The sequence below is a fragment of the Enterococcus sp. DIV0167 genome, from assembly GCF_050541555.1.
GTDB lineage: Bacteria > Bacillota > Bacilli > Lactobacillales > Enterococcaceae > Enterococcus > Enterococcus faecalis.
The window spans coordinates 671,511-684,118 of sequence record NZ_CP172933.1 but is presented as its reverse complement, the minus strand read 5'-3'; the positions used below and the strand labels follow the sequence as shown (position 1 = coordinate 684,118).

At 37.1% G+C, this 12,608-nt stretch carries 16 protein-coding genes; 3 read left to right on the top strand and 13 right to left on the bottom strand.

Annotated features, from left to right (window positions below):
- Positions 1–60: 60 nt before the first annotated feature.
- The 7 genes from IGM09_RS03300 to IGM09_RS03270 all read right to left on the bottom strand — a co-directional run bounded on the left by IGM09_RS03300 (position 61) and on the right by IGM09_RS03270 (position 6,572).
- Entirely contained in the window at positions 61–1,452 is a 1,392-nt protein-coding gene (locus tag IGM09_RS03300; protein WP_002361373.1) for an amino acid permease, read from the bottom strand.
- A 40-nt stretch (positions 1,453–1,492) separates the two neighbouring features.
- A complete protein-coding gene (locus IGM09_RS03295; RefSeq protein ID WP_033624864.1) occupies positions 1,493–2,356 on the bottom strand; it encodes a GRP family sugar transporter in 864 nt (287 codons plus the stop codon).
- A gap of 147 nt (positions 2,357–2,503) precedes the next feature.
- Positions 2,504–3,529 carry a two-component system sensor histidine kinase SapS gene (gene sapS / locus IGM09_RS03290; RefSeq protein ID WP_002361370.1) on the bottom strand — a complete coding sequence of 342 codons (1,026 nt, stop codon included), beginning with the start codon at positions 3,527–3,529 and terminating at the stop codon, positions 2,504–2,506.
- A gap of 13 nt (positions 3,530–3,542) precedes the next feature.
- Entirely contained in the window at positions 3,543–4,217 is a 675-nt protein-coding gene (sapR, locus tag IGM09_RS03285; RefSeq protein ID WP_002355809.1) for a two-component system response regulator SapR, read from the bottom strand.
- A gap of 88 nt (positions 4,218–4,305) precedes the next feature.
- On the bottom strand, positions 4,306–4,530 hold the full coding sequence (locus IGM09_RS03280) for a hypothetical protein (RefSeq protein WP_002355808.1): 225 nt from the start codon (positions 4,528–4,530) through the stop codon (positions 4,306–4,308).
- A gap of 274 nt (positions 4,531–4,804) precedes the next feature.
- Positions 4,805–5,677 carry a VOC family protein gene (locus tag IGM09_RS03275; RefSeq protein ID WP_002355807.1) on the bottom strand — a complete coding sequence of 291 codons (873 nt, stop codon included), beginning with the start codon at positions 5,675–5,677 and terminating at the stop codon, positions 4,805–4,807.
- 64 nt (positions 5,678–5,741) lie between these two features.
- Complete coding sequence (locus IGM09_RS03270; RefSeq protein WP_033624861.1) at positions 5,742–6,572, bottom strand: LysR family transcriptional regulator; 831 nt, start codon at positions 6,570–6,572, stop codon at positions 5,742–5,744.
- A gap of 112 nt (positions 6,573–6,684) precedes the next feature.
- Here IGM09_RS03270 and IGM09_RS03265 point away from each other — a divergent pair, with 112 nt between their 5' ends.
- Complete coding sequence (locus IGM09_RS03265) at positions 6,685–7,713, top strand: YeiH family protein (protein ID WP_010775670.1); 1,029 nt, start codon at positions 6,685–6,687, stop codon at positions 7,711–7,713.
- A gap of 110 nt (positions 7,714–7,823) precedes the next feature.
- The gene (locus IGM09_RS03260) at positions 7,824–8,999 is read left to right on the top strand and encodes a SulP family inorganic anion transporter (protein WP_010775669.1); all 1,176 of its coding nucleotides are present in this window, start codon (positions 7,824–7,826) and stop codon (positions 8,997–8,999) included.
- Positions 9,000–9,014: 15 nt separating this feature from the next.
- On the opposite strand, the gene IGM09_RS03255 is transcribed toward IGM09_RS03260, so the two are convergent.
- From IGM09_RS03255 to IGM09_RS03245, 3 genes are all read right to left on the bottom strand, one after another.
- Positions 9,015–9,530: a GrpB family protein gene (locus tag IGM09_RS03255; RefSeq protein ID WP_002361365.1), complete on the bottom strand. Its 516-nt coding sequence runs from the start codon at positions 9,528–9,530 to the stop codon at positions 9,015–9,017.
- A gap of 17 nt (positions 9,531–9,547) precedes the next feature.
- The gene (locus IGM09_RS03250; RefSeq protein WP_002368164.1) at positions 9,548–10,042 is read right to left on the bottom strand and encodes a GNAT family N-acetyltransferase; all 495 of its coding nucleotides are present in this window, start codon (positions 10,040–10,042) and stop codon (positions 9,548–9,550) included.
- 67 nt (positions 10,043–10,109) lie between these two features.
- Positions 10,110–10,469: a DUF1304 domain-containing protein gene (locus tag IGM09_RS03245; RefSeq protein WP_002358829.1), complete on the bottom strand. Its 360-nt coding sequence runs from the start codon at positions 10,467–10,469 to the stop codon at positions 10,110–10,112.
- A gap of 67 nt (positions 10,470–10,536) precedes the next feature.
- On the opposite strand from IGM09_RS03245, the gene IGM09_RS03240 reads away from it, so the two are divergent.
- Positions 10,537–10,917 carry an MmcQ/YjbR family DNA-binding protein gene (locus IGM09_RS03240; RefSeq protein WP_002385048.1) on the top strand — a complete coding sequence of 127 codons (381 nt, stop codon included), beginning with the start codon at positions 10,537–10,539 and terminating at the stop codon, positions 10,915–10,917.
- Between the two features lie 47 nt (positions 10,918–10,964).
- Here IGM09_RS03240 and rplT read toward each other — a convergent pair whose 3' ends face one another.
- The 3 genes from rplT to infC form a co-directional block, all read right to left on the bottom strand.
- A complete protein-coding gene (rplT, locus tag IGM09_RS03235; RefSeq protein ID WP_002355799.1) occupies positions 10,965–11,324 on the bottom strand; it encodes a 50S ribosomal protein L20 in 360 nt (119 codons plus the stop codon).
- A 60-nt stretch (positions 11,325–11,384) separates the two neighbouring features.
- Positions 11,385–11,585 (bottom strand): 50S ribosomal protein L35, encoded by a 201-nt coding sequence (rpmI, locus tag IGM09_RS03230; protein ID WP_002355798.1) that lies wholly within the window; start codon positions 11,583–11,585, stop codon positions 11,385–11,387.
- A gap of 113 nt (positions 11,586–11,698) precedes the next feature.
- Positions 11,699–12,220 (bottom strand): translation initiation factor IF-3, encoded by a 522-nt coding sequence (gene infC / locus IGM09_RS03225; RefSeq protein ID WP_002355797.1) that lies wholly within the window; start codon positions 12,218–12,220, stop codon positions 11,699–11,701.
- Between the last annotated feature and the right edge of the window lie 388 nt (positions 12,221–12,608).

The window sequence follows — 12,608 nt, the reverse complement described above, 5'->3', positions numbered from 1 at the left end:
AAAGAAAAGAGAGAAACACCTGTCTATTTGACAAGTATTCCTCTCTTTTTTCGTTCACTTTTATTCTTTTGTCTCGAAACGAACGATACTATGGTGTCGTCCATAAAAGAAATAAATAGCCAAACCAATCACTACGGCTACGCCAAATACTTGCCAAGTAGCTAAAGACAATTGGAACATCAAAGCCGCGCAAACCACGATTGAAATTAATGGTAGAACCGGCACAAGTGGTACTTTAAATTCACCTGCTTGCGGTTCTCCTTTCATTGTCCGTAATTTGATAATTCCTAAAGCGAGAAACATCAGATAAAAGAGTGTCACGATATTTGTAAGTTCAGCCAACATCTCCATTGGAACAACACCAGCAAAAACCATTGCTAAAAATCCAGCTACATAGGTTGCATTCTTAGGTGTGTGCCGTTTCTCATCGATTTTGCTCATAAACTGCGGCAATAATCCATCTTTACTAATCGCATAAATCACACGGGCTAAACTGTACATCATCGCAATCGTCACTGTTAATAAGGTTAAAATAGCACCAACTGAAATGATTGTCGCAATTGCGCCATGATTAATGAAACGCATCGCAAAAGCCACCGGATCCTTGACCCCTAAATCCGTAAATGGAACAATTCCAGTTAAAACTAACGTAACAACAATATATAACAATGTTGAAATAATAATGGAACCAATAATCCCTTTTGGAATATCTTTTTTCGGATTCTTCACTTCCTCCGCGGCCATGCTAACCGCATCAAACCCTAGAAAGGCAAAGAAAACTAAAGCAGCACCACTGAAAACGCCTGAAAAACCATAAGGAATAAATGGTTGCCAGTTCGTTGGTTTCACATAAAAGATTCCCACGAGAACAAATAATAAAATAATCCCAAACTTCACGAAAACCATTAAGTTATTTAAACGTAACGCTGTTTTCGCTTCTAAAGATACCCAAAAAGTTACGGCTACAACGACCAACATGGCAATCAAATCAATATATGTACCATTTGTTGGATTATAAGCGCCACTTAACGCTTGCGGCAAAGAAAAACCTAAGCTATCCAAAAAGCCATGGACATAGCCTGACCAACCTGAAGCAACGGATGAAACCGCCAAGAAAAACTCACAAATAATCATCCAACCAGTCATCCAAGCCACAATTTCTCCAAAGACCACATACATGTAGGCATACGGCCCACCAATGACCGGAATACGTGATGCAAATTCTGCATAGCATAAACCAGATAAAATAATCGCGGCTGCTGCTACCAGAAATGATAAGACGAGCCCTGGACCTGCATAGCGTTCCGCTGCGACACCTGTCACAACAAAAATCCCTGTTCCTACTACAGCCCCAATTCCTAGAAAAATTAAGTCCATCGTCTTAAGATTTTTTTTCATCCCACCACTGTCATTGACAGGCACAGTGATTTCTTTTTTTCTGAAAATAGACATGTGTTTACCCCCGTAAAAAAAATAAGCGTAAATAAACTATTTACGCTTTCATATACCCTAAAAGAATACCACCTAGAATAACAAAAATGCAACCAAAAATAACATAAAACATTTCTTTTTTTGATTTTCTTTCGCCTAAAAGGAAGATGCCCCCAAGAGTCGAAATAATAATCCCCATTTGTGATAAAGAGAAGCTAATAGCTAAGCCAATTTCACGCATGGTTAATAACATACAAATATTTCCTAAGCCCCAAAGCAGACCCGTCGTCATATTCATCCAAACAAAACGATCAACTTTGACTTTTTTGAAGGCAAAGAAACTAGCCCCCACCAACATACCAATACTTTGTGGAAAAATAATTCCCCACGGATCTAAACCAGTGGCATTAATAATGATGGTATAGACACCATACCCAACTGTTGAGAAAATCAACGCCCGAATCCCTTTATTAAAATCTAACATACTGTTTGAGGTTTTCGGTTGACTATCATCATCTTGTCGAGCTGTTAAATACACCCCAAAAACTAAAAAGGCTAAAGCGATAAAGCCCACAACAAAGTCTTTTGTTTTTGTCCATTCATGGAAAAAAACAGCCCCTGCAACGGTATTAACAACTAACTGCATCCCAGTTGAAATTGGTAAGCCAACTGAAACGCCCATATATTTCATGCTATGAAATTGTTGATTCTGTCCCAAACTCCAGAATAAACCAGATATAAATCCAACAATTAATGTGGCTGTCGTCAACGTAGGCTGGATAACAAAAAAGACAACAATTGAAAATAGTAATGCGCCGATTGTCATACCTAACGTTTGTTGATTGGCGCTTCCACCAATTTTACCGCTGACTAAACCAATACTGCCCCACGCAATCATGGGCACTAAAGCGATAAGTAAACTCATAATATTCTCCTAACAAATTTATTTCATTTCATTCTAACAATAAAAACGTTTTCTAAACAACTAAGAAGAGTAAGAGAAGTTAGCAAGAAAGTTTTAATAAATAAAAAAAGGCCTATCACCTCTTTAGTTTGCTGATAGACCTACTTTTTATTTCACTTCATTATAATAACTGAGGGAAGGGAAAAACAATGTCATCGTCGTACCTTGCCCTTCTGTCGATTCGACTGTTAAATCATGACCTAACTTTTTCGCTAAGCTATGGGCCAAATACAGGCCAAGACCAGTCGAATGCTGTTCGCTTTTTCGCCCGTTTTCACCAGTAAATCCTTTATCGAAAATGCGTCGTTGATCTTGTGTCGGAATGCCAATCCCAGAATCTTTTAAAGATAAATAAATACCTTGTTTATTTTTGGAAATTAGGACCGTAATCGTGCCGCCTTCTGGCGTATACTTGACTGCATTACTTAATAATTGGCGGAAAATAAAAATGACCCATTTTCGGTCGGTTAAAACCGCTTCATCTTCCCCTTCAATTGAGAATTGCAATCTTTTTTGGATAAAATAATTTGCTTGCGTACGAACAACAGATTGCACAATTTCTTTTAAAGAATATTCTTGGAGTAAATAATCTCGAGAAAAGCTGTCCAGTCTAGCATAATATAGGACTTGCTCGACATATTCATCAATTTTCCCTAACTCATTTTCCAATAGATAATATTTTTTCTCTGGAATATCATCTTCGACGGATTGTACCAGTAACGTGATAGCCGCTAGGGGGACTTTGATTTCATGAACCCAAGAGTCAATGTAATCTTTTTGGTCCTGTTGGTTGTTAATTGCTTGCTGCATGGTTTGTTGGTGCTCTTGCAATAAACCGTTAATATACGTTTGGACAAGTAGTTCTTCTTCTTTTTCTGCTGTATTCAAATATTCTTGTAAAGAAGGCGGCTCTTTTTCCGTTGCCAACGAAAGCCACCACTTACGTTTTAAATAATAATCAATTGTTAAAAATAGCGATAAAAAAACACTTTGCAGTAAAAAGATATAGCCAACCACTGTCCAATCTAAGCGGACATTAGGAGCCAACCATAAAATAAAACAAGTTAAGAACAGAAAAAATAACCAACCAATTAGTAATAACCAGCGATCTTTTAAATACTTTAGAATGGTCATTGTCTACTCCTATCTAGGGCACCATATAACCGACGCCCACTTTGGTTTCAATATAGCCAGCAATCCCTGCTTGCTCAATTTTTTTTCGTAAACGATTGATATTTACCGTCAACGTATTGTCATCCACAAAACGTTCATCATCCCATAAAGCGCGCAATAGTTTTTCACGTGTTAAAATTTTTCCGTGCTTTTTCATTAAAAGATACAGTAATCGGTATTCATTTTTACTTAAATCGATCATTTCGCCTTTGATTTCCATTCGTCCATTGTCCACATTTAAAGTAATGCCATTATGTGAAAGCACTTCACTATCCGTATCGGAATAGTTATAAGAGCGGCGCAACAAAGCATTGATTTTAGCAATTAAAACATCTATCTGGAACGGTTTTGTAACAAAATCATCCGCGCCCATGTTCATCGCCATAATCATATCCATATTGGTACTACGACTCGAAATAAAAATAATTGGTACTTTAGAAACTTCACGAATTTTTTGACACCAATAGTACCCGTCGTACACAGGTAAATTAATATCCATCAAGACTAATTGAGGATTCTCCTCTTGAAAATCATCCAATACATCATTAAAATCGGTTGTTCCAATCGTTTCAAATTGCCATTTTTGTAATTCCTCGCTAATTAATTCTCGAATGGTTGTTTCATCTTCGACAATCATGATTTTAGCCATGCAATCCCACCTCTTTTATTTCTAAATTTTCATCTTTCTTATCCTAACAAACTTCATTCTTTTTGGATATAGGACTTTATGATGATTTTTACACTATTTCAAAAATAGGCGCTAATAATTCCCATTCTGATAACATGATGAATTTACCAACAAAAGCAAAAATACCATCTAATAATAACACAGACATATTAATTCCTAATACAATAGAAGCTTTTTCGACAATTGGCATGGACTTTTTATTTTTCAAAATAAGATATAAAACAAAGTTTGTTCCATAAGTAAAAACTGTTAACAACACAATTAACTCAATCATTTTACCACTTCCTATTTTGGACTTTTCATTTTTCCTTCAATAATTTACTACTCTTAATTATAGCATAATCTTATAAAAAAATCGGCAGAGTCCTAACCCTTAAGATAAACAACAAAATAGAAGTAGCCTCTTTGGAACTCGCAAGAATCGAGCTTTTTTTAAAAGTTGAAGGTCTTGATCCTTAAAAGACAAGTCCTTCAACTCTAGTATGTTCCATGTATTGGAATTGATACCAACGTACCAAAGTGTAGTGGATCAGACAACCTCAGTTTTTCTAATGATTATATTTGTCATACACTTCTTTTAACTGGTTTAAATCTATTTTTTTCATTTGGTACAATTTTTTGGTCACTTCATTTGCTCTAGCTGGATTTGAGTCAGATAAATAACGTTTCAGTTCAGGATTGCCTGTTTGCCAACTGACTCCAAATTGATCTTCCATCCAGCCACACGGCCATTCTTTCCCTTTAGCAGTCACTTGTTGCCATAGTCGATCTATTTCCTCCTGATTTTCACAATCAATATAAATGGAGAAAGCCATGGTAAAATCAAAGTCATGTTTATCTCGTGCATCCATTACTCGAAACGGTTGCTCCTGTAATGTGAAAAGTGCTTGCGCAATGTTCCCATCTTCATATTCAACTTTTTCAATTATTTCGCCTGGACCGAAAATCGCCAACCATTCTGATAGAGCTTTGGCTGCTTCGCCATATTTTTCATTAGCAAACATAAAGGTTGGTACAATTGTTTGTTCTTTTCCTGAAAAAGACACTTGCCAAGAGACACCAAATTTGTCCACTACCCAACCATATAAAGGACTAAAAGGATATTCCCCAAAAGGCATCAAAATCTGTCCGTCTGCTGTTAAATTTTTCCACAACGTTTCTGTTTGTGATAACGTTTTACATTCAACAAAAAATGAACTAGCTGGTGTAAAGGAAAATTCTGGTCCGCCATTTAAACCAATGATTGTTTGGTTCGCCAAGGTAAATTCAATGGTCATTAATGATGTTCCTTGAGGTTGATGCTCCTCATTAACGTAGTTCGTTTTACTTAGAATCGCACCTTTTTCAAAGATTGTTGTATAGAAGTTAGCAGCTTCTTCCGCTTGTGTGTCAAACCATAAACATGGTGAAAATTTAGGCATTGTGGTTCCCTCCTTCGTTTTCTTTAGTGTAGTCAAAGATTGATAAATAAACAAAGAGAACGTTTTAGTATTTATTCATTTCCGTCTGATAGAATCGATAAATTGCTTGTTTTACTTCTTGAAGCAAGGAGGATTTTAAATGTCCCCGTGTCAAAAAATAAAAGGAACGCCAGTAATTTTCACCTAACGTTTGGAAGGGGATTTTTTCAGTAATCGCCTTTCTTGAAAGCAACGATTGCCCCATGCCCAATTCCAACATTTTAACAATCATTTCATTATTTTTAACCGTCATGAGTGTTGGGCTTTGATTACTTTCTTCTAAATACTGTTGGGTATAATGAAAGACCCCAGAATCCTTTTCACGTACCAACCAATTCTGATTGGCAGGGTCCCCAGCTAAAACCAATTGATCCTGAATAATTTCTTCACGAGAGGCGCCTTTCGTAATTAATGGTTTTTCGATAAAGCCAAAATCAACTTGATGTTTTTCAACTTTTTCCACTACTTCTTCTGAATTGTTCATTTCTAAAACAAAATTGATCGTTGCATACTGTGTCTGTAAATGCTGCATCAGTTGCGGCAAATAATAAACTGCAAAAGTATTAGACGCAGCAATTCGGCAAGTTTCTTTAGGTAATCTCGCCTGATGAAGAGCTGTTAATGTTTCTTGCCAATCATCAGCTAAATTTAGCAAACGATTATACAAGACTTCTGCTTGCCTAGTAGGGACTACATCTTGTCGACCATTTCTTAAAAACAATGAACAGCCTAATTCTTCTTCTAATTGTTTGATTTGATTAGAAACGGCTGGTTGTGAGATATATAAGCAGGTAGCTGCTTTGGAAAAGTTCATTTGCTCATACACAATTTGAAAAGTCTTTAATAATTTAAACATAAGCATCCTTTCGATAACTTTCTATTATAAATATTATTTTAACTATTTATTTCTCAAATGTAAAAAATTTCGTTATACTGGAAGTAATGAACAAGAAAGAGAGATTTTTTCAATGAAAAATTCAGAAAATGATTATATCCAATCTTTATTCCAAATTCTTCCCGGCTTGCTAACAGCTTTCCTTGTCGCCTGCCTTAGCAAGTTTCTTGCCATCTGGTTACCTAGCTTAGGCGCCGCAACGATAGCTATTTTACTAGGAATCTTTTTGGGAAATACCTTTGTTCGCGGTGCCAATTTAAATCGCGGAACCAAAGTAGCCGAAAGTAAATTACTAGAATTTTCTGTTGTTTTATTGGGAACCACCGTGACCTTTCAAACGATTGCCCAAATTGGCTTACAAGGTGTCGCATTTATTCTCATTCAAATGTCGCTGACCATTATTTTTGCCTATTTGATCGGTAAAAAACTGGCTTTTTCTGATAATATGTCTTTATTGATGGCTGGTGGTAATGCCGTTTGTGGGTCTTCTGCTATTGCTTCGATTGCTCCAGCAATTCAAGCAGATGAGGAAGAAAAAGGCCAAATCATTACTTTAGTAAACTTATTAGGAACCGTTTTAATGTTGACCTTACCCATTTTAAGTGGGATTCTCTATGGTACCAATTTGTTGGCTCGTAGCGCACTAATCGGAGGGACTTTACAATCAGTTGGTCAGGTTGTCGCCAGTGCCAATATGGTCAATGAGAACGCAGTTCAACTTGCGATGCTCTTTAAAATTATGCGGATTGTCCTACTCGTAGCAGTTGTCTATTTATTTGGACGTTTCAAGCAAAGTAAGACGACAGAATCAGAGGCTGAGTTGGTAGAAGTCACCAAAAAAAGCAGCGCCCTACCTTGGTATGTAGTTGGCTTTTTCATTGCCTGTGTCTTTAATAGTTTGATTCATTTCCCCGTCGTGATCAGTGAGACTGCTCATTTCTTTAGTTCTTGGTTTGAAATTACTGCCTTGGCAGCAATCGGGTTACGACTCGATTTTAAAAAGTTTTTCCAAGAAGGCAAACGTTTCTTAATCTATGGTTTATCAGTAGGAACTGTTCAAGTCGTCCTAGCCATTTTGTTGTTGGCACTGCTACAGTTCTAATAAAAAAGTTTGACGTTAACACGTCAAACTTTTTTATTTCAGCTTATTCATGCTATTATGAATAAGGTTTTATTAACTTAAAGGTTTTATTAACTTAAAGGAGTTTTTCGATGTTATTTAGTATTAAAAAAAGCGAATGGTTAGGCAATGAACGAAATGATCTATTTGCCGGTCTCGTTTCTTCTGTCGCCATTTTACCAGAAGTAATCGGGTTTGCGATTATTGCTGGTGTTCACCCGCTTTCTGCAGTGTTTGCTTCAGCTGTTACTTTACTTGTGATTACTTTTACGGGCGGCCGTCCGGCAATGGTCTCGGCGTCTGCTGGTTCAATGGCCTTAGTCCTTGCAGGCTTAATTCAAGCACACGGTTTGTCATACATGCTTGCTGCGACTATTTTAACAGGCTTTCTACAATTTATTTTAGGTTATTTAGGTATCCATAAATTAATGCGCTTTATTCCCAAGACAGTGATGTACGGATTCGTCAATGCGTTAGCCATTTTAATTTTCATGGCGCAAGTACAACAATTGCCTCATCAAACACTGTGGTCCTACGGCATGATTATCTGTAGTATCTTACTTATTTATCTATTACCTAAGTTTATTACAATTGTGCCTCCTGCTTTAATTGTTATTTTATTCATGACTATCCTGTCCTATTTTTTAAAAGGTCATTTACAAACGGTAGGTGATCTTGGTGAAATGAGTCAGTTTCATCCAGCGATCCGTTGGCCTAATGTACCCGTCAACTTAGAAACGTTGTGGATTATTTTACCTAGCTCTGTTGCCTTAGCAATGGTCGGGTTAATTGAATCTTTATTGACGATCCCCATTGTGGACAAAATGACAGCGAGCCAAAGTGATAGCCAACGAGAAGTTAAGGCGCAAGGATTCGCTAATATAATTACCGGCTTTTTTGGTGGCCAAGCTGGCTGTGCGATGATCGGGCAAGCGGTCATTAATGTTAAATCTGGAGGACGAAAACGGCTTTCTACTTTGATTTCAGGTATTACCCTCCTTCTATTCATTTTTGTTTTTAAATCCGTGATGGTAGCCATTCCTACAGCTGCATTGATTGGGATCATGATGACGGTGGCAGTCGACACCTTTGATTGGGAAAGTTTGCAGCTTTTCCGAACTTTTGAAGTTACTGAAATTGTTATTTTACTCGTGACAGTGGGTGTGATCGTCTATACGCATAATTTAGCTATTGGAATTATTCTAGGTGTTCTTTTAAGTGGTCTTCTTTATCATTTTTTCAAAAAAGAACCAAAAAAAAGTTGCTAGCTTTAGCAACTTTTTTTATTTTTCCCAATATTTCTTCAACGCTTCTTTTTCTATTTTCTTAATGAACGCATCTTTGCCATCCATATATTTATCAATGCTATCGGGGTGTGCTTGGGCCAATTGCTTTTTTAATGTACCATAGGTTGTAGCAATTGCCGGATTTTCTCGTAAATAATTTCGAAAAGCAAGATGGCGCAAAATTTCTTGCGTATTGTCAAACTGATAAATATGCACATGATGTGTTCTTTTTATCGGGCCTTTTCGTAAATAACGACGTCCTGATAGCCCAAATTCCCCCATATATTCATAACCGATTCTTTCAAATTCCCCTTGTAACAGGTCTACTTTTTCAATTTCTTCAACAATGACCAAAAAATCAATAATTGGTTTGGCTGCTAAATTAGGCACAGATGTGCTACCGATATGTTCAACTTTAAGACAATTTTCCTTTAGAATCTGTTTCAACGCTTGGGCTTCTTCTTCAAACTGTTCCACCCAGGCTGGTTGGTATTCAGTAACGATTACCCGCATGATTTCTTCCCTCTTTTCTATATCCGTTTCATATGTAAAATAGGAAACGGATTTCCTTGAGGATCTTCCTTTGATTCACCAATTACTTGAAACCCTTGAGATTGATAGAACTTCACAGCCCCTTCATTTTGTTTATTGGCATCAACAAAGACAATTGATTCTTGCTCTATTAACTTTTTGATAATTTCTCCACCATAGCCTTTACGAAAATAGACTGGGTCAATAAATAACATTTCCAACGTTTGTTGATTTGTTCCACTAAAGCCCACGCATTTCTGTTCTTCATTTAACCACATACTTAATTGAACTTGTTGAAAATAATCAGGTAAAACCACTTCGATTTTATCAATATCTGCCTGACTCAAAAACAAATGGGTAGCTTCTACTGAAGAACGCCATAGAGAAATTAATTGAGGATAGTCGGTTTTTTTTACTTCTTTTTGGTTCAGCATTTTTAATTCCTCCCTATCTAATAAACAAAGTATACCACATTTTGTCTCTCTCAATTCCATAAAAAATAGTCAAATCAACCGTGTTTTTTCTGTCGATTTGACTGTCTCTCTCTATTAACTCTGATGGCTAAACGAGTAAACTAATCAAAGCCACGATAGCTAAACCGCCTTGTGTTAAAATGATTTTTTTATCACTAGTTAAGCTACCGTACGCCGCCACTAAAATAATATAAATCAATAAAAATTTTGTCATCTCCATCGTTGCTTGCGCAAAATAGACACTATAAATAAGTCCTGCACCGATTAGTCCATTATAGATTCCTTGATTTTTAAACAATGTAGTCACTGATTTTCTTTGTAACTCTTGCTTATCCATTTTAAAAACACGGCTTGTTGTCTCAGATGTTGGTACAATCGTTTCTAAATACATAATGTAGAAAAATTCTACAGCCACCAAGGTTACTAAAATTGTTGAAATTAATGTCATCTGCTCCCTCCTCCCATTCCTTTGAACGAAGTAATTTTATGTAATTTTTGCTATGATGTAAATAGATATGCCTAGCCTTAACGAAAGGAAGAAACCTATGACTTTTCAAGAAACTATTAGCGCCTATATCCAAGAACGTTATCAGATAACGCCCGATTTTCCTTTTAAAAAACATCCAGACTATCTCGTCTTTCGTCATCCTAGAAATGCGAAATGGTTTGCTTTAATTATGCCACTGGATGCACAACTGCTCGGCGCTACCGAGAATAAGCAGCTCACTATTTTAACCGTTAAACTTGCGCCTGAATTGATTGCCTTATTAAAGAACCAACCTGGCTATTTTCCTGCCTATCATATGAATAAAGAGCATTGGTTAAGTCTTTCTGAAGAAATTCCGCTCTCACAAGTTTTTTCATTTATAGATGAAAGTTACCAACGGAGTTATTAAAAAAAAACACCCTACTCAAGGAGTAGGGTGTGAAAGATTGTTTAAGCTTATTTGCTTAAAGCGTCTTTTGCTTGTTCAGCTAACGCTGTAAATGCTGCTGCATCGTTAACGGCTAAGTCAGCTAACATTTTGCGGTTGATATCAATCTCTGCCAATTTCAAACCGTGCATTAATTTAGAATAGCTTAAGCCATTCATGCGAGCTGCCGCGTTGATACGTGCAATCCATAATTTACGGAAGTCACGTTTCTTTTGACGACGGTCTCTGAATGCATAGTAATAAGAGTTCATTACTTGTTCTTTTGCTGATTTAAATAAAGTATGTTTTGATCCGTAGTAGCCTTTCGCTAACTTAAGGACTTTTTTACGACGTTTACGGGTTACTGTTCCACCTTTAACACGTGCCATGTTGAATTCCTCCTAATATCTTGTTTCTCTTGACGGTAATCTAAAAGTCACCGAGTTGTTTTATTTCATTCTTGCTAATTGTTGGCGGATACGTTTGTAATCGCCTTTTGCAACCATGCTTGCTTTACGCAATTGACGGCGTTGTTTTTTAGTTTTACCGTGGAAACGGTGAGATGTAAAGGCACGGCCACGTTTTAAGCCGCCTCCACCAGTACGTTTTACACGTTTTGCTAATCCGCGGTGTGTTTTTTGTTTTGGCATGACTAATTTTCCTCCTCAAAATCTTTGCTTCAAGTGAAAGACTCTAACAGTCACAACTGTCGAATATCCTTCTTGTAGAAATTACCAAAAGTCCGAATGCTCGGTCTCTTCGTTTACTTGTCGTTTTTCGGTGCCAGCGTTAGAAACATGCTGCGTCCGTCCATTTTCGCTTTTTGTTCCACTGTGGCGATGTCCGCAGTTTCTTCAGCTAAGCGATCAAGAACTTTCTGACCAATCTCTTTATGGGTAATGGCACGGCCTTTGAAACGGATAGAAGCTTTCACTTTGTCTCCTTTTTCTAAGAACTTACGCGCATTACGAAGTTTTGTATTGAAGTCATTTACGTCAATTGTTGGACTTAAACGAACTTCTTTGACGTTGATCACTTTTTGTTTCTTGCGAGCTTCACGCTCTTTCTTTTGTTGTTCGAAACGGAATTTTCCATAATCCATAATTCGCGCAACTGGTGGTTTCGCTCCTGGCGCTACAAGTACTAAATCCAAGTTTGCAGATTCAGCGATTTGTAATGCTTCTGCTTTGGTTTTTACACCTAATTGTTCACCATCTTGTCCGATCAAACGTAACTCGCGTGCACGAATGCCGTCGTTAACCATCATATCCTTTGCTATGGTCATTCACCTCCAAAATTTTTAAGAGAAAATCCTAACGGAAGTCTGCTTTGTTTGCTAAATGCAATAAAAAACAGGTTCCTATCCAGAACCCGCCAACAGTCTGCCTTACTTAAAAAATAAGGAATACTTTATCTAGCCCAGCGATATACTCAACTAAGGCGAGAAGCGGGTGCTTCTGCTTTCATTTCTCAACTTCACTAGTTTACCTTAGTTTATCCTAGTTGTCAATATATTTCCTCAAAAAAAAACGAATCTAGCACTAGATTCGTTTGAACTCGTATTTTGATTATTAATAATTAGTGGACTGTCCCAATGTGACTTCCTAGAAACAAATGGTTCAACACATGGTGTACATTTTCTATCCCCTAGGCGATCCCTGTAGTCCCTACAG